We start from the raw sequence: 15,732 nt of genomic DNA on the forward strand, positions 1-15,732 counted from the left end.
GCTCGGAGGGCTGCTCGCTTGGTACTCGCTGATCCACACCGATGCACCCGGTCTGGAGTCTGCGCTCGCGGAGTTCGCTCGCTGTGTCAGGCCGGGAGGAGGTCTTCTGCTCGGGTTCTTCGCCGGTTCCGCCCTTGAACCTTTCGAACACGCCATAACTCCGGCCTACTACTGGCCCGTCAGCCTATTGGCCGCACAAGTCGCAGCAGCAGGATTCCACGTAGTGCACACCGCGCCCCGTACCGACCCAGGTGCGCGGATGCATGGTGAAATCATCGCGGTCCGGAGCGTGGACGACTGAGGACGGCGCTCTGATTGCCGTTCACCGACACCATGCCCGACGGTGGGGCCCGCATTCAATCTGATCAGCCAAGGCAGCGTTCAATCGGCGCAACCGGCAGCTTTCTGGCCCGGGACGCAGGGGCCGGAGACGTGAAGGTGCTTCGTACGCCAGATATCCACCGTGAACGGGGCGGAGGCCACCTGCGTGGTGCCAGGGATTGGTATCCAACCGCCACCGGCAACCTGGTATTCACCCTCGAACGTGGTCACCACGCGCACCGAATACGTCCCGGTCTCCGTGTATCGGTGACTGGTCGCCGTATCCGTCTCGAACGCCGTCGCAGAATCCTGCAACACCGACTCCGGCAGCGGCCCACCCGGCTCACTCGTCGTCACCGTCGCCGTGCCATCCCCATAATCGAACGAATACTCAACCGGTCGGGCGCGCACCAGAACACTGCTCCCCAATACCTCAGCCTGAACCTGTTGCTCCTGCCCCACGGCCCAAATATTCGTCACCCCATTGCGCAACCCGAAACCGCCCAGATCCGCTTCCACCCGCGAGGCAGCTATCGGCAACACCGTGAATTCCGACAATGACATCCCCATCGCAGCCATCGCAGCAGGCTCGGTACCGCTGACGTCGGGCCCCGCACCCGCCACCGGAGGACCACCACCGCTACTACCGCCCGAGGCAGGAACCGCAGGACAAAAATTCGCCATCCCGATCATGCACCCCACCCGCGCCAACGCCGACCGCATCGGCACCACCACAAGATCCTGCCGCTTCTGCTCCGGGCTCCGGGTATCCACCCACCCCGAAGCACGAGACCCAACAGACGCCGACGACTGCGGTTTTGGCCGGACCACCCCATACATCTGTGGCCTGGAATGCTGCTTAGCTGATCGAACTGGCCCACGCTTCGGAGTAGTCGCGCGGCCTGGGATTACACGCTCGGCACTTACTCGAAAAGCGCCATTGCTTGAAGTTCCATAAATCTCATTATCATCTTTCTCGGCAGGAACTATTCCAAGTGGAAACGCGCTAGCGAGAAGAACTATCATGAGATTGACCGGCTTCATGATCCGTCCTCAACAAGATTCAGCTCATCGAGTCGAAAGGAGTCATCCTCGAACATAAGCCATACTCGCATATGACTCCTGACCCCTCCCTTAAGGGAAAGGTTAGGAACTTCAACGTTTGGAGAAGAATAGAATCGCGCAGGAGAGTCATATATCTCTACATCAACTATCCAGGGATAGTCGTCCGTGGATTGGAATCTAAGCGGAACATCTGTCAACAATGCACCTTTGCCAACTCTCCAGTACTTCTTTTCTTGATGCATTTCAGTCGCGCTTTTAATTTGCTTGGAACAATACTCGCATGCCTTCGTAGACGCAGTAGCCATGGGCTTGGTGTCGCCGGTTTCGAACGCGTAGTTGTACGTCTTGAACCAGTACTCGATGAAGGCCTTCTGCCCCTCCTCGGTGTTGGCCCTTGCCGCCTTGGGGTACTTGGGTACGGGGACGTTCTTCGCAGGCGACGTCTCGGTGGCCGGCTGGTACTCCCCAGCGCTGGGACTGGAACCAGCACTCGGTGAGGCGTCGGCACTACCGGTTGGTGTGGGCGGCACGTACTTTTCAGTGGCCGTGGGCGTGAACGTCTTATCGGGCCCAGAACTGCCGCTGCACCCAGCCACGCTGACCGCAAAAGCCAGGGCGAAAACGGGGACCAGCGCCGACCCGATCCCACGCAACCCGGGAACGCGCTCATGCCTCATGGCTCGCCGACGGACCGCACCACCAGCATCGAACCCAGACCCGACCATGAGTCACTCCCGTGAACCGGGGCCAACCGCGAAGCCACGCAACCCTACGCAGCAGCACCAGTCGACCGACCAAAGGTCAGGTAACCATAGACCAAATCCGCCCGGACCGGCAGAGGTTATCCACAAGGCCGACGGACGACAGACTTGACTGGAACCTATTCCTCGGTGATGACCCCGGTGCTTCCGTTGACCTTCACTCGCTGCCCGTTCGAGAAACGACTGGTGGCGTTTCGTACGGCCATGACGGCAGGCAAGCCGAGCTCGCGCGCTGTGACGGCGCCGTGGGACAGCGCCCCGCCGCTCTCTGTGACGACGCCACTGGCCTGATAGAAGAGAGCGGTCCATGCCGGGTTGGTGGTGCGGGCAATCAGGATGGCGCCTTCCGGGAAGGAGGAGAAGTCCTCCGGCGAATGCACCACGAACACCTCCCCGGAAACCTCGCCTGGGCTGCCGGCGGTCCCGCGAATCACGCCCTCGGAGTCCAGGTCGTCCGGAACCGCTTGAACACCGTGATTCCAGTCCGGCGTCCGCGCAACTGCCTCCTGATACCCGGCCTTGTTTCGAGCCGCGACCTCACCGAGCGGCTCCAGCGAACCGGTTCGGATCGCTGCATCCAAATCCTTGAACGGAATGAAGTAGACGTCCATAACCTCGGCCAGTACCCCAGCGGAAACGAGGCGTGAGCCCAGTTCCTTCAGGGCCCTACGCAGCGGCAACGTCAGTCGCGTCGTCTGATAGTGCTCAAGGTCGTCCAACGCGGTGTAGGTGCGTGCCAACCGGATGACCTCCTGCACCAGGTACCGCAGTTTTTCCGGCGCGGCATTGACCACGGCACGCTCGGTCTCCGCCTGCACCACCTTGCGTTTCAAGTCGGCCCGCGCGGATTCGGAAGCCTCGCCCCCTTCGTCGGTCTCCACGGAATGCAACGCCAGCAGTCGCAGTTGGTCCAGGACGATATGTGGAGCCTCGACCCAGGTGGGGTGGTAGGCGTCGAAGTCGAGTTCGCGATGCCCATGCCGCGACAGGAAGGCGGAGAACTCCCGTTCGAAGGCAGGGAATCGAGTCAAGGCGGCCACGCCGGCCTCGCCGGGGTTGGCCTCCAGCACATCCAGTAGTGAGGCATCGTCGGCAATGACCTCGGCCAATTCCCGAAGTTCCGCGTTGACCTGAGACGTCTTGGTCTCCGTCGAGGCCAACAACCGCTCGAACACCACCTGCGCCTGTTCGGCGTCCAAGGCCAGGGAGAGCATGTGCTGCAGCGCCCCGTAAAGGGTGCGCTGTGTCAGGGAGATCGCGATATTGGACAGAAAGTACTCGGTCCCGAGGTCGCTGATGGCGATGACGTGATCCCACAATTGGCCCAAAGTCTTCGACTCAAGCGGCTCATTCGAAAGCCGTCCGATCCCCAGCAGATAAGTGTCCAGATCCCGCATCCAACGCCCCGGCAACTCCTGCACCCAGCCGAATTGAGCGGCGATCTGCGGCAAGGATTCGGTGATGGTCTCGACGCTGCTGAGCAAGTTGGTGGGAAGCCGCCCTGCGTAGAGATCAACAGCCGTTTGATTGCCGTAGATGTAGAAATCCTTCATGGCGAACCATTTGTCGTGAAATGGCGGCAGGCCCATCAGGTCGAAGCTGTGGTTGAGCGAATGATGGAACCCCGCTTCCACCAGGTCCCAGGTCAGCGGGGTGATAGGCGTCGGGAAACGCTCTGCGGATTCGTCTCGGGTCCACCGCGCGGCGACTCGGGTGATGGGACGCGACTGCAGCAGGTAGAGCGCATCCCCGGAAAACGCCCATTCGATGTCCTGAGGGAATCCGAAGTGGTTCTCCGCAGCGAGCGCCAGCTCGGCGACCCGTCCGGCCTGTTCAGGAGTCAGGGACGAACGTGTCCCCTGCGCCGCGGACAACTGAACCAGCCCCGTCCACGCTCCCCCGTCCACTGCTTCCCGCATCACCAGCGCCGTCCGCTTGGCAGCGATCTCGGATGCGACGACGTTGCCGTCATCACGCCGCACGCGGTACTCGTCCACGGGCTCCTCGCCGCCCACCACGGTCTCTCCGAGCCCGAATGCCGCGTTGATCAGTACCTCGTCGGTGTTGCCGCGAACCGGGTCCACGGAGAAGGCCACCCCCGCGGCCTCGTCCGCCCCGACCGAAACCATCAGCTGCACCACCACGGCCATCTTGGCCTCCAGATGATCCACGCCCAGTTGCTCGCGATATGCGTAGGCATGGTTGTTCCACAGCGACGCGTAGCAGTCGCGCACGGCCTCGGCGACGGCCTGCGGCCCGCGCACACCGAGGTAGGTGTCGTGCTGGCCGGCGAACGCGGCCCCCGGAAGGTCTTCCATGGTGCCCGACGAGCGGACGGCCACCGGCCGATCGATCAGGCCGATAGCCTGCATGGCGGCTTCGATCTCCTCCGCCCAGCCCTGCGGCAGCTCCGTGGTCCTGATCAGTTCCGCGATGGCCTCAGCGGGCTCCTCGCCCTCTGCGAGGGCGGCGATGTGTTCCTTCAAAGGTCCGACGAAGCGTGCGTAGGCATCCGCCGTCACAATGAGCCCGCCCGGCACGGGCAGATCCCGCGCCGATTTGGCAAGACTGGCTCCCTTGCCGCCACTGACCCAAAGCTCGGTGGCGCTGGGGTCCTTGAAATCCACGATGAGGTTCATGAGATGGGTCCTTGAGGGTGATGTCAGAAGCTGTGATGTCGAAACCTAAAGGTCAGAGGCGGATTCTGCGCATCCCGAGCAGCAGCCAGCCGATCACGGAACAGACCAAGCCGGCGGCCATGAGCCAGGGGAAGAAGAAACCGAGCACGATCAGGACAGGAATCCAGATCAGCGCGGCCGCGGCACCGCCGAGCATGCGGAAGAAGGTCACGGTGTTGCGGGCGTCGGCTCTCGATCCGGCGAACGCCGCAACGGCCAGGACCGGGGCGAAGACCCACATCAGCACCAGACAGACCCAGCGCCACCAGGCGTAAACCCTGTGACCGCCCCTGGCCGCGCCCAGGAAGTCGATCGACACCCGGTCCGCAGCGACATCGCGCTGCAATTGCAGAAACGAACGCGCAAACACGGCACGCGTGCTTGCCAGGTGGGGCTTGGAGGTCCTGGCGATGTGTAGCGACTGTGCCTGGATCCTGTCGAAGGTCTCCTGATCAGGACAATTCACGGAGACCTCGTCCAAGGCTCGCGCCAGCTCCTCGGCGACCATCGACTCCCATGTCTTGAGGCCTTGATCCCCTCGTGACGGCAGCCGGACGGACGGACCTCGCACCACTTGCGCCCGGGACCGGAACCGACCCGGCGTGGAGTAGAACAGGCCCACAGGAATCACGTCGACCTCGAGCCCCTCCTGCGCCAGAGCGCAGACGATCCGCGCGGCGCCTCGCTGGTACGACTGCGGCCTGAATCCCCAATCGCTACTGCCTTCCGGGAAGATCCCGAGGTCGCCTCCGGCCCGAAGGTGGGCACAGCCGGCTTCGACGGGGCTGGCCTCGGCGGCCGGGTCCCGGCCGTAGCGCTCAACGTCCTTGGGACGCACCACCGGGATCCCGGCCACGAAGAGACGTAGGAACCAGTGGCGCAACAGTTGGATGGAGACCAAGAACTGCACCTTGGGGAACGCGGCCAGGACCTGCTGTCCGTCGAAAGCGCCATTGCGGTGGCTCGCGATCACCAACCGGGGGCGCTCGTGCGCCTCTGCGTCCGAGGTCGACAGGTCCAGTACCGGTACTCGCCCGTAGTAGGCGAAGCGCAGCACCACGTTGGCGATCCTGTGTCGCAGCTTCAAAGTGGTGGCACTCATGGCGTCGAGTCCACCACAACAGCGCCGCACTAGGCAATTACTCCAAGTAATGCATTAAGCGAGATATGAGAGCACTCGAATACATTGGTCCCGTGCCCCTTACATCCGCCCTGCTCGGGTTCGCCGCCGTTGCCGCGCTCATGACGTTGATCCCTGGAATCGACACGGCGCTGGTGTTACGCACCTCCATCACCAAGTCCCGTCAGGCCGGTTTCGCGACGGCGCTGGGCATCCAGACCGGGGTCCTGTTCTGGGGAGCAGCCGCGGGACTCGGCGCCACCGCAGTACTCGCGGCTTCGGAGACGGCCTACCGCATCATGACGCTGGCCGGCGCGGCCTACCTGGCGTGGATGGGCATCGCCATGGTGGTCAAGACCTTCTCCCGACATAACCAGACCTATGCAGAGGGCAATGCCACCGAGCAGCAGGCCAACCGCCTGGTTCGCGGCGGAGCGTGGCGCGGTTGGACCACAGGACTGATCACCAATCTGCTCAATCCCAAGGTGGGTGTGTTCTACCTTGCCACCATCCCACAGTTCATGGCCGCCGACGTGGCGCCACTGGCCATGGGCCTGCTGCTGGCGGCCGTGCACGTGGCCTGCGGAGTGATCTGGTGCTCCATCCTGGTACTGGGCGGTTCCGCCTTGGGATCACGCCTGAAATCAGCGGCGTTCGTGACCTGGCTCGACCGGATCACCGGTGGCATCCTCATCGCTTTCGGCGCCAAGCTCGCCTGGGACGTCCGCTGACGCACTCTTCGATTCGGAAGAGACCAGCTTGAGCCCTACAACGGAACCAACGATCCCGATCAGGCACACCACCTTCGCGACCGACACGGCTTCGGCCCCGGTCACCATGGCCCACACCACGGTGAGTGCTGCTCCGATCCCGGTCCAGACCGCGTAAGCGGTCCCGATCGGGATCGAGCGGACGGCCCAGCCGAGCCCCACCATGGAGGCAGCGAGGCCGAGCCCGAACACGATCGTCGGGCCCAAGACAGTGAATCCGTGCGAGGCGCCCAGCGCCGTGGCCCACACGGCCTCGAGAATGCCGGAGAGAATCAGGGTCAGCCACGGCATCAGGCCACCACCTTCAGGCCCACGATGGACGCAATCAGCACCGCAAGCAGGCCGATGCGCGCCCACGGGGGGCGTTCCTGGCGGGTGGCGAATCCCCACACCACGGTGAGGACCGCCCCGGTGCCGACCCAAACCGCGTAGGCGGTGCCTGCAGGCAGGGTGAGCATGGCCCAGGCGAGGCCGGTCATGGACCCACCGAGACCGAGCAAAAAGAGCAGCGAGCTTTGACGGCGGCGGGCCTTCGAGCCGGCGCCGAGACCGGACAGGGCGGCGGCCCAGACGAGTTCCAGGCACCCAGCTGCGATGAGGATCAGCCAGGCGAACCCTGGCGAGAGGGCGGGGAGGACGGACATGGCAAACGACCTTCTGCGTCAGTCTTTGCGTGCGTGCCGGTACTGCGCCCTCGTCGGCGGGCCGGTCGTGGCCCTGGTGGCAAGCCTATCGGCTCGGACAACGAGTGTGTAGCATCTTGTGTAGGAGGTAGTCATGGCCACAAATCTCGCATTGGATCCTGACCTGTTGGACCACGCGCTACGGGTCAGCGGACAACCGTCGAAAAAGGCTGCGGTGACGCAAGCTTTGCAAGAATTCATCGCCCGTCACGAACAGCAGAAGATCCTCGATCTGTTCGGGACACTCGAGTGGGACGAGAACTACGACTACAAGTCGGAACGGACTCGTGGATGACCCTGCTGGTGGACACGAGCGTCTGGTCGCTGGCCCTGCGTCGTGATCGACAGGAGGAAACTCCCGAGGTCAGGAAACTGCGAACGGCGCTGACACAGGGAGACCTTGTCGCCAGCCCGGGCGTGGTCCTGCAAGAGTTGTTGCAGGGCTTCGTCCCAGCCAGGGTTCGGGCCACGATCTTGGACCATTTCGCATATATCCCGCTCTTGCTGGCTGATCGAGATGATCATGTCACGGCGGCACAAATGAGCAATACATGCCGCAGCGTCGGCATACAGCTGCCCACCGTGGATGCCCTCATCGCCACACTGGCCGTACGGCATGGCATGACCCTGCTGACGACGGATCGCGACTTCCACCACGCCGCTCCTCACATCGGTTTGGACGTTTGGACGCAGGCGTGACCCGGCCGACATCCACTGCCACCGTCGGTGGTCCGTGTGTGACCCTGCGCGAGTTCCGCCGCGATTTAGCCCAACCTGCCTTGTCGACTCCGGCGGACTGGGCCCAGAACGAGCTGCACGTGCAGCGGCTGGAACTCTATGTGGAACCATGGAACGAGGGGTCCTGGCGCGCAGCAGAGGCTACGGGATTCGCTCGAGAAGGTCTGATGCGCCAATGGTAAAGCGTTGGGGATCACCGTCGTGACATGTACATGTACCCAAGACTTGCCCCGACCAATGCGAGACAATGGAGGACGTGACTCCTTCCCTTCCAGCCCCGGCCGCAACCCGTAACCCGTTCGACACCGTCACGGAGGAGGCGTTGTGCGCCGCCGCGGACTCGGCGGGACACACCCTGGATCCCGAGCAACGCGCAGCCGTGGCCGCGCTGGCCGCGCCGCACTCACGTGGCGCCTACCTCCACGGGGCGGTGGGCCGCGGCAAGTCCTGGCTCGCCGACCAGGTCCTCAAACTGGTGGCGACACCCAAGAGGCGCCTACACATCCATTCCTTCCTGCGTGAGTTGCAGCGCACCATGTCCACCGAGCGGCTGCCCCTGCCGGAGGCAGTCACGCACCTGGTGGGCGAGGCCCGCTTCCTGCTCCTGGACGAGTTCCATGTCCACGACATCGCCGACGCCATCATGTTGCGACGCACCCTGGTCACCTTGCTGGACTCGGACGTGTCGGTACTCATGACGTCGAACTACCCGCCGACCCGCCTGCTGCCGGATCCGACCTTCCACGAGGCGATCCTGCCCGCGGTCGAGGCGATTCAGGACCAGCTCGATGTCATCGAGCTGGGTGGCGACCACGACTGGCGCACGTCATCCACCCACAGCGGCGGCTTCGCGTCGGGTAGCTGGACGCTCATGCCCGACGACGCGTGCCCGGCCTCCACCGTCGACGTCGCCCTGAGCGCCACCCGCGCCCTGCGGGCGCTCGCCATGCAGGATGGCACGCTGAGCGTCACGTGGGACGAACTCTGCGTGCAACCGCGATCCGTCAACGATTACCTGACCCTGGCCCGGGATTTTTCCGCCATCTCCTTGGTGGGGCTGCCCGCCCCGGAGGAGATTGAGCCGGAGCCTTTCCAACGACTGGCCTACCTGCTGGACGTCCTGGTGGATGCGGACCTGCCACTGGACGTCACCGCGCAGGTGAGCCGCGAGGAGCTGGCCAAGGCGAAAAATCTGCCCCGTGACGCGGACCGGATGCTCTCGCGACTGTCCATGCTGCGGCAGGGGTGATCTCAACCAACATGCTCCGGCCGGTGGGCGATTGCCTCCCCGGTCCGGCATGACGCGGTTCCAACGTCGGCTCGATTTCCAACGCAGGCGCAAATGGGCCTTTCCCGCCGACGATCGAGATCGCGCCAACGTTGAGGTTGATGAACCCAACGCCGGGGCCCACTCGCGCCCCCACTGGCAGAAACACTGAAAGAGTCGTTTCACACCTGCGTTCAAAGTGGCAGGATGTGAGTCATGGCACCTCACAGCGATTCCGCGTCGGCCCCGGCCACCGCCCAGACGCCCATCACCGAACTCCTCGACGCCCCCCGCCTCGCGGGACTGCACTCCACCCCTGACGGACGCGTGGTCCTCGGCGTCTCCCGACCGGATGCCAAGGGCAACGCCTACCGCACCGAACTCGTGGAACTGACCGACGGTAGCCTTCTCCCCCTCACCCGCGGCAACGCCTCCGTTGGATCCGTGGCGCTCGCCGAGGACGGCACCACCTACTTCACCGCCAAACGAGTCGGCGAGGACGGGGAATCCTCCGACGACGCCCAGCTCTGGGCGCTTCCCCCACGTGGCGAGGCCCGCGAACTGGCCTCCCGACCCGGCGGCTTCGGCACCCTGGAACTGATCACCGCCGAGGACGGGACCCGGCGCCTGATCGCGGAGCTCGAGGTGCACTCGCAGGCCGCCAACGAGGACGAGCACAAGGATTTGTCCAAGCAGCGTAAGGACGCCAAGGTCACCGCTGCCCTGCACTCCGAGTTCCCCACGCGCTACTGGAACACGGATCTTGGCCCTTCCCGCACGGTGCTCGCCGTCGCGGAGCTGAACAACGACGGCGGTCTCGGTGAGTTTGCCTACCTCCCGATGCCGGCTGGCCGACTCAGCGGCTGGTCTGTGGACCGCACCGGTGCCCATGCTCTGGTCACCATGAATGATTCCCGCGATGACCTGATCGGTTTCCCGTTCCTGTACCTGCTGGACCTCGCGGGCAGCACCGAACCACAGCTCCTCCTCGAAACCACGGCGAAGACCGAGTACTGGGGCGGGGACTTCAACCCCGCCGGAACGCACGCGCTGGTGGATCGCTCCAGCGTGTGGACGCAGACCCAATCCCTCGCCTCACGGACGCAGGTGCTGAACCTCGCCACAGGTGAGGCCACCGACCTCTGGCCCGAGCACGACTTCTGGATCGACCCCACCTGGCTGGACGACACCACCGTGGTGGCGACGTCGGACGATCAGGGGCGCGGCTCGGTCTGGATCGGCACCACCACCGACGCCGCACCGCGGCGGCTGGCCGGCGGACCCGGCCAGAACCTGACCTTCTCCGGCGCGCAGGTGAGTGGCGGACGGATCGTGGCGACGGCGTCGGGCATTGACGTGGCGCCGCATCCGGTGGCCATCGATCCCACGACGGGACAGGTCACCGAGCTCCCCAACCCTGCCGCCCAGCCCGAGCAGACCGGCACACTGACCGAGGTCACCGCTACGGCGGAGGACGGCACGGCGCTGCGCGCCTGGCTGCGGGTGCCAAGCGGCGACGGACCCCACCCGCTCGTGGTGTTCGCCCACGGCGGGCCCTGGGGCTCGTGGAACGCCTGGACCTACCGGTGGAACCCGAATCCGTTCGTCGCTGCGGGCTACGCCGTGCTGATGCCCGATCCCGCGATCTCCACCGGCTACGGCCAGCACATGATCGACCGCGGGCAGCATCAACTCGGCGGAGCCCCGTTCACCGACATCTTGGCGCTCACCGACGCCACGGTCGCCCGCGGCGACATCGATGAAACCCGCACCGCCTTCTCCGGCGGTTCCTATGGCGGCTACATGTCCAACTGGGTGGCAGGCCACACCGGCGATCGCTTCCGCTGCGTGGTCACCCATGCCTCCCTCTGGGACACCGAATCCATGGGCCACACCACGGACAATGCCGGGTGGGAGTCCTCGATGCGCCTCCAGAACGCCACCTACAACCCCAAGGACTCGGTCAAGGACATTGTGGTGCCCATGCTAGTGATCCACGGCGACAAGGACTACCGGGTGCCGATCGCCCAGGGGCACGCCCTCTGGTACGACCTCAACACCTTCTCCGCCACGCCGCGCGATGCCGACGGGCGGACGCGTCACCGCTACCTCTATTTCCCCGACGAGGGCCACTGGATCCTGGGCCGCGGAAACGCTCAGGTCTGGTACGAAACCTTCATCGCCTTCCTGGACCAGCACGTGCGCGGCGTCAAAACAGACCGGACCCCGAGGCTGGGTTAGAACAAGCCTGCAACGGGCTCGATCAACTCTGGCCCGTTGTTGCGCACATTCCCCACGGCCGCATCCACAGGATGAAGCTCCCAGGCGCTCGCCGCCTCGTACGCACGGGCCCGGACCCCCTCCACCAGGGACTCCGGATCCGTCGCCTTTGGGTCGAGCCAGGCGGCGATGGCGGCCTCATCCGGCAGTGCCAGCGGGAGGCGATCATGCAGGCGCCCCAGTTCACCGAGAACGCCATCGGCGTCCGGGTCCGGTGAGGGACCGGTCAGGATGGAACAGGTCAGTACCCACTCCTGGGTCTCCGGGTCCTTCCACCACGAATAGAGGCCGGCGAAGGCGATCGAGGATCCGTCGGTGGGATGAATGTAGTGCGGGATCTTCTTGCCCCCTTTGGAGGCGGGCGCCAGCCACTCGTAGTAGCCATCCGCCGGGACCACGCAGCGGGTCTTCTTCACGGCCGTCCGGAAGGTGGGCTTCTCCGCCACCGTCTCCGAGCGGGCATTGAAGGCACGGGAGGAGAACGAGGCGTCTTTGGCCCACCTGGGCAGTAACCCCCACCGGGCCACGTGCAGTTCACGATGCGCTGATCCGTCGTCATCGAGACGCTCCAGCACCACCGGCACATCAGTGGTTGGAGCCACGTTGAAGCTGGGCCGCAGCAGGGTCTCCTCCTGCCCGTCCTCGGCACCGAACTCGTCCATCAGGTCTCCGGCAGCCCTGGCCACCACGTATCGCCCGCACATGCTCCAAGCCTGACACAGACACGCCGGATCGGACACCGAGAAATCGCCTGCGGTTGTCACTGTCCCGAAACATGGATTCGTGATCGGATAGGACCAGAGACGATTGTGTTCTCCCACCACTGATCAATGCGAAGGAGCAAGCCGAAGTGCCTCAGACCGTCAAGGGCGTCATCGCCCCCGCCAAGGACGCACCCGTGGAAGTCGTGGACATCGTGATCCCCGATCCGGGGCCGGGCGAGGTCGTCGTCGACGTCCTCACCTGCGGCGTCTGCCATACCGACTACCACTACGCCACCGGTGGCATCGGCGACAATTTCCCCTACCTTCTTGGACACGAGTCCTCCGCCGTGGTTTCCCAGGTGGGCCCCGGCGTCACGGAGGTCGAGGTTGGCCAACGCGTCATCCTCAACTGGCGTGCCGTGTGTGGCGAGTGCCGTGCCTGCCGCAAGGGCGAGCCGAAGTACTGCTTCAACACCTTCAACGCCACGCAGAAGATGACGCTGACGGACGGCACCGAGTTGGAGGCCGCCCTGGGCATCGGCTCCTTTGCCGAAAAGACCCTCGTGGCCGCCGGCCAGTGCACGCCCGTGGCGGACGACGTGGATCCGGCCGCCGTCGGCCTGCTCGGTTGCGGCGTGATGGCCGGCATCGGTGCAGCCGTGAACACGGGCGAGGTCAAGCGCGGTGAGTCCGTGGCGGTGATCGGCTGCGGCGGCGTGGGTGTGGCCGCTATCCAAGGCGCCAAGCTGGCCGGCGCCACCACCATCGTCGCGGTGGACATCGATCAGGCCAAGGTGGACCAGGCCCTCAAACTGGGGGCAACGCACGGCGTCAACTCCCGCGAGGTGGATCCGGTCGAGGCCATCCGCGAACTCACCGGCGGGTTCGGTGCCGACGTGGTGATCGAGGCCATCGGACGTCCCGAAACCTATGAGCAGGCCTTCTACGCCCGCGACCTGGCCGGCCGCGTGGTGCTGGTGGGTGTCCCCACCCCCGGCATGCGCATCGACTTGCCCTTGGACGACGTCTTCGGTCGCGGCGGCTCCCTGAAGTCCGCCTGGTACGGCGACTGCCTGCCCAGCCGCGACTTCCCCGAGCTGGTGGACCAGTACAAGCTGGGTCGCCTGGACCTGGACGCCTTCGTCTCCGAGCGCATCAAGCTGGACGAGATCAACGAGGCCTTCCAGAAGATGAGCCAGGGCAAGGTCCTGCGGTCCGTCGTGGAGATCCCGCAGGCCGCAGAGGCGTCGGCATGAGTGCCAACATCGAGAACGTGGTCACCTCGGGCACGTTCAGCCTGGACGGTGGCACCTGGGAGGTGGACAACAACGTCTGGCTGGTGGGAGACGACGCCCACGTCATCATCATCGACCCGGCGCACGACCTGGAGAAGATCGCCACGGCCGTGGGAGACCGCCACGTGCTGGCCGTGCTGCTCACCCACGCCCACGACGATCACTCACGGCAGGCGCTGGACGCCGGAGCCCGCTTCGACGCTCCGGTGTGCCTGAATCCCGCTGATCGCGTGCTCTGGGACCAGGTGCACCAGCAGGCGCCGGATGAGGACATCATCGACGGGCAGACGTTCGAGGTCGCTGGTACCACCCTGCAGGCCATCCACACCCCGGGTCACTCCCCCGGATCCACGTGCTTCTACGCGCCGGACCTGGGCGTGGTGTTCAGCGGCGACACCCTCTTCAACGGTGGTCCGGGTGCCACCGGGCGCAGCTACTCGGACTTCGACACGATCGTGGACTCCATCCGGGATCACCTGCTGATGTTGCCTCCGGAGACCCGCGTGCTCACCGGACACGGTGATGAGACCAGCATCGGTGACGAGGCCCCGCACCTGCAGGAGTGGATCGACCGCGGCCACTGAGCCGCACGCACCACACCGGCTCACTCGAAGCGATAACCCGCGGCCTCCCAGGTCGCCACGACGGCCCCCGCCACATCCGCCACCGACACTGCGGACGGGCGGGGGCTCGTCACATCCTCGACCGCACCCACCGTGGCCGGGTCCAGCTCCATGCCCAGGTCCTGGTAGACCTGCGCCGTCACGGACCGCAGCGGTGCGGCGTCGTTGACCACGACCACGGACGAGAAGAGCCACGCACCGGCCACCACACGCTGGGCGGTGCCGACCAATTTCACGCGGACTCCGTCAGCGCCCACGCCGTGGACGGAGAACTCACCCGGGCAGTACTCGCCGGGGATCTCCCCCACGCGCGCATCCACCCCCACCGTGCGCAGGGCGTCGGCAAAGAGGTCCCCGAACATCGCGAATCGTTGCTGGTGGGTCAGCATGGGCTCCGGGTCAGGCTGAATCTGATCCACGATCAAGGTGCCCTGATGGTAGGCCGTGGCCCGGCCACCGGCAGACCTGATCACCGGCGTGAACCCGGCCGACGCCGCCGTTTCCCATGCAGCATCGAAGCCGTCCAGGCGAGCGTCACGGCGCCCGAACGCCAACGTGGGGTTGGGGACATACAGTCGCAACAGCGGCCCGCGCGCTCCACGGCCCACGTGCCGCAGCAGGTCAACATGCCGATCCAGATCCCGCGCGGCATCCCCACCTGCGTTCTCCTCCAACAACGAAAGTGGCGCGTCAGTCAGGTCTGGAGCAAGGACGGTGGTCACGGGTGACATCGTCTCACGTGGGAGAATGGCACTCGTGCCAGAATCCCGTGCCCAGCCCCGTGAGTCCCCGAAACCCTGCTTGGTGTTGTTGGGTGGTGCTTCCGGGTCAGGTAAGTCATATCTGGCACAACGCTTTGGCCGTCCGTCCTTGTCGCTGGACGATTTCTACCGCGAGATCGCGGAGGACGAGGTCGCCCCGCTGCCGCGCACTCCCTACGGAGAGATCGACTGGGATCACCCCGGCACGTGGAACACGGATGCCGCTGTGGCGGCCGTAGGCCGACTCCTCCACGACGGCGAGGTTGAGGTCCCCGAGTACTCCATCGCGTCGTCGTCCATTGTGGGTACTCACACTGTGAAAATGGCCGACGGCCCGTTGGTGGCCGAGGGCGTGTTCGCCGCCGCCGCGCTGCCCGCGCTGCGCGCGGCCGGGATCGACGTGGTGGCCTGGTACGTGGACGTGCCGCCGCTGGTCACAGCGGTGAGCAGGTTCGTGCGCGACGTGCGTGAGCACCGTAAGCCGCTGCTGTTCCTCATCAAGCGCGGCTACGCGCTCTACAGGGCCGACGGCGCGACGCGTCGCCTCCACCTGCGGGCCGGGTTCACGCCCGTGCCCAAGCGGGAGCTGAAGCGGCGGCTGGCCGAAGGCCAGGTCAGCCCGGAGGCGTACGCCTGAGGGCTTGGCCCGATTCCTCAGCCCTGGCC

The 15,732-nt window shown here is 65.3% G+C and carries 16 protein-coding genes and 1 pseudogene; 9 read left to right on the plus strand and 8 right to left on the minus strand.

The window, feature by feature from the left end; all coding sequences use genetic code 11:
• A pseudogene (locus tag Q0A15_RS10290) lies at positions 1 to 301 on the plus strand (SAM-dependent methyltransferase); the annotation flags it as partial.
• Positions 302 to 381: 80 nt separating this feature from the next.
• Here Q0A15_RS10290 and Q0A15_RS10295 read toward each other — a convergent pair.
• The 4 genes from Q0A15_RS10295 to Q0A15_RS10310 all read right to left on the minus strand — a co-directional run bounded on the left by Q0A15_RS10295 (position 382) and on the right by Q0A15_RS10310 (position 5,927).
• Positions 382 to 885: a hypothetical protein gene (locus Q0A15_RS10295; RefSeq protein WP_291279441.1), complete on the minus strand. Its 504-nt coding sequence runs from the start codon at positions 883 to 885 to the stop codon at positions 382 to 384.
• 476 nt (positions 886 to 1,361) lie between these two features.
• Positions 1,362 to 2,111: a DUF6318 family protein gene (locus Q0A15_RS10300; protein WP_291279442.1), complete on the minus strand. Its 750-nt coding sequence runs from the start codon at positions 2,109 to 2,111 to the stop codon at positions 1,362 to 1,364.
• A 155-nt stretch (positions 2,112 to 2,266) separates the two neighbouring features.
• Positions 2,267 to 4,786, minus strand: a complete 2,520-nt coding sequence (locus tag Q0A15_RS10305; protein ID WP_291279443.1) for a PEP/pyruvate-binding domain-containing protein — start codon at positions 4,784 to 4,786, stop codon at positions 2,267 to 2,269.
• A gap of 52 nt (positions 4,787 to 4,838) precedes the next feature.
• Entirely contained in the window at positions 4,839 to 5,927 is a 1,089-nt protein-coding gene (locus Q0A15_RS10310) for a hypothetical protein (protein ID WP_291279444.1), read from the minus strand.
• Between the two features lie 92 nt (positions 5,928 to 6,019).
• Here Q0A15_RS10310 and Q0A15_RS10315 point away from each other — a divergent pair, with 92 nt between their 5' ends.
• Entirely contained in the window at positions 6,020 to 6,676 is a 657-nt protein-coding gene (locus tag Q0A15_RS10315; protein ID WP_291279445.1) for a LysE family translocator, read from the plus strand.
• Here the strand turns inward: Q0A15_RS10315 and Q0A15_RS10320 are convergent.
• On the minus strand, positions 6,590 to 7,006 hold the full coding sequence (locus tag Q0A15_RS10320; protein WP_291279446.1) for a multidrug efflux SMR transporter: 417 nt from the start codon (positions 7,004 to 7,006) through the stop codon (positions 6,590 to 6,592). The genes Q0A15_RS10315 and Q0A15_RS10320 overlap by 87 nt on opposite strands.
• The gene (locus tag Q0A15_RS10325) at positions 7,006 to 7,359 is read right to left on the minus strand and encodes a multidrug efflux SMR transporter (protein ID WP_291279447.1); all 354 of its coding nucleotides are present in this window, start codon (positions 7,357 to 7,359) and stop codon (positions 7,006 to 7,008) included. Before Q0A15_RS10325 ends, Q0A15_RS10320 begins: the two co-directional genes overlap by 1 nt.
• A gap of 133 nt (positions 7,360 to 7,492) precedes the next feature.
• Between Q0A15_RS10325 and Q0A15_RS10330 the strand changes: the two genes are divergently transcribed.
• From Q0A15_RS10330 to Q0A15_RS10345, 4 genes are all read left to right on the plus strand, one after another.
• On the plus strand, positions 7,493 to 7,693 hold the full coding sequence (locus Q0A15_RS10330; RefSeq protein ID WP_291279448.1) for a type II toxin-antitoxin system VapB family antitoxin: 201 nt from the start codon (positions 7,493 to 7,495) through the stop codon (positions 7,691 to 7,693).
• Complete coding sequence (locus Q0A15_RS10335) at positions 7,690 to 8,097, plus strand: PIN domain-containing protein (protein ID WP_291279449.1); 408 nt, start codon at positions 7,690 to 7,692, stop codon at positions 8,095 to 8,097. The genes Q0A15_RS10330 and Q0A15_RS10335 overlap by 4 nt, the downstream gene beginning before the upstream one ends.
• Before the next feature lie 295 nt (positions 8,098 to 8,392).
• Positions 8,393 to 9,385 carry a cell division protein ZapE gene (zapE, locus tag Q0A15_RS10340; RefSeq protein ID WP_291279450.1) on the plus strand — a complete coding sequence of 331 codons (993 nt, stop codon included), beginning with the start codon at positions 8,393 to 8,395 and terminating at the stop codon, positions 9,383 to 9,385.
• A gap of 234 nt (positions 9,386 to 9,619) precedes the next feature.
• On the plus strand, positions 9,620 to 11,644 hold the full coding sequence (locus Q0A15_RS10345) for a prolyl oligopeptidase family serine peptidase (RefSeq protein WP_291279451.1): 2,025 nt from the start codon (positions 9,620 to 9,622) through the stop codon (positions 11,642 to 11,644).
• On the opposite strand, the gene Q0A15_RS10350 is transcribed toward Q0A15_RS10345, so the two are convergent.
• Positions 11,641 to 12,387: an SOS response-associated peptidase gene (locus Q0A15_RS10350; protein ID WP_291279452.1), complete on the minus strand. Its 747-nt coding sequence runs from the start codon at positions 12,385 to 12,387 to the stop codon at positions 11,641 to 11,643. The two genes, Q0A15_RS10345 and Q0A15_RS10350, sit on opposite strands and share 4 nt — an antisense overlap.
• Before the next feature lie 146 nt (positions 12,388 to 12,533).
• On the opposite strand from Q0A15_RS10350, the gene Q0A15_RS10355 reads away from it, so the two are divergent.
• Positions 12,534 to 13,643 carry an S-(hydroxymethyl)mycothiol dehydrogenase gene (locus tag Q0A15_RS10355; protein ID WP_291279453.1) on the plus strand — a complete coding sequence of 370 codons (1,110 nt, stop codon included), beginning with the start codon at positions 12,534 to 12,536 and terminating at the stop codon, positions 13,641 to 13,643.
• Entirely contained in the window at positions 13,640 to 14,266 is a 627-nt protein-coding gene (locus Q0A15_RS10360) for an MBL fold metallo-hydrolase (protein ID WP_291279454.1), read from the plus strand. Before Q0A15_RS10355 ends, Q0A15_RS10360 begins: the two co-directional genes overlap by 4 nt.
• A 20-nt stretch (positions 14,267 to 14,286) precedes the next feature.
• Here the strand turns inward: Q0A15_RS10360 and Q0A15_RS10365 are convergent, their stop codons facing one another.
• Entirely contained in the window at positions 14,287 to 15,027 is a 741-nt protein-coding gene (locus Q0A15_RS10365; RefSeq protein ID WP_291279455.1) for a lipoate--protein ligase family protein, read from the minus strand.
• Between the two features lie 25 nt (positions 15,028 to 15,052).
• Between Q0A15_RS10365 and Q0A15_RS10370 the strand changes: the two genes are divergently transcribed.
• On the plus strand, positions 15,053 to 15,703 hold the full coding sequence (locus Q0A15_RS10370) for a uridine kinase (protein ID WP_291279456.1): 651 nt from the start codon (positions 15,053 to 15,055) through the stop codon (positions 15,701 to 15,703).
• Positions 15,704 to 15,732: the final 29 nt, after the last annotated feature.

Source organism: Galactobacter sp., assembly GCF_022712295.1.
Lineage (GTDB): Bacteria > Actinomycetota > Actinomycetes > Actinomycetales > Micrococcaceae > Galactobacter.

Coding starts and splice junctions, on each gene's coding strand:
- Q0A15_RS10370 (WP_291279456.1), top strand. CDS start 15,053: ATGGCACTCGTGCCAGAATCCCGTGCCCAGCCCCGTGAGTCCCCGAAA.
- Q0A15_RS10330 (WP_291279448.1), top strand. CDS start 7,493: ATGGCCACAAATCTCGCATTGGATCCTGACCTGTTGGACCACGCGCTA.
- Q0A15_RS10335 (WP_291279449.1), top strand. CDS start 7,690: ATGACCCTGCTGGTGGACACGAGCGTCTGGTCGCTGGCCCTGCGTCGT.
- Q0A15_RS10345 (WP_291279451.1), top strand. CDS start 9,620: ATGGCACCTCACAGCGATTCCGCGTCGGCCCCGGCCACCGCCCAGACG.
- Q0A15_RS10305 (WP_291279443.1), bottom strand. CDS start 4,786: ATGAACCTCATCGTGGATTTCAAGGACCCCAGCGCCACCGAGCTTTGG.
- Q0A15_RS10325 (WP_291279447.1), bottom strand. CDS start 7,359: ATGTCCGTCCTCCCCGCCCTCTCGCCAGGGTTCGCCTGGCTGATCCTC.
- Q0A15_RS10310 (WP_291279444.1), bottom strand. CDS start 5,927: ATGAGTGCCACCACTTTGAAGCTGCGACACAGGATCGCCAACGTGGTG.
- Q0A15_RS10350 (WP_291279452.1), bottom strand. CDS start 12,387: ATGTGCGGGCGATACGTGGTGGCCAGGGCTGCCGGAGACCTGATGGAC.
- Q0A15_RS10295 (WP_291279441.1), bottom strand. CDS start 885: ATGTCATTGTCGGAATTCACGGTGTTGCCGATAGCTGCCTCGCGGGTG.
- Q0A15_RS10300 (WP_291279442.1), bottom strand. CDS start 2,111: ATGGTCGGGTCTGGGTTCGATGCTGGTGGTGCGGTCCGTCGGCGAGCC.
- Q0A15_RS10320 (WP_291279446.1), bottom strand. CDS start 7,006: ATGCCGTGGCTGACCCTGATTCTCTCCGGCATTCTCGAGGCCGTGTGG.
- Q0A15_RS10360 (WP_291279454.1), top strand. CDS start 13,640: ATGAGTGCCAACATCGAGAACGTGGTCACCTCGGGCACGTTCAGCCTG.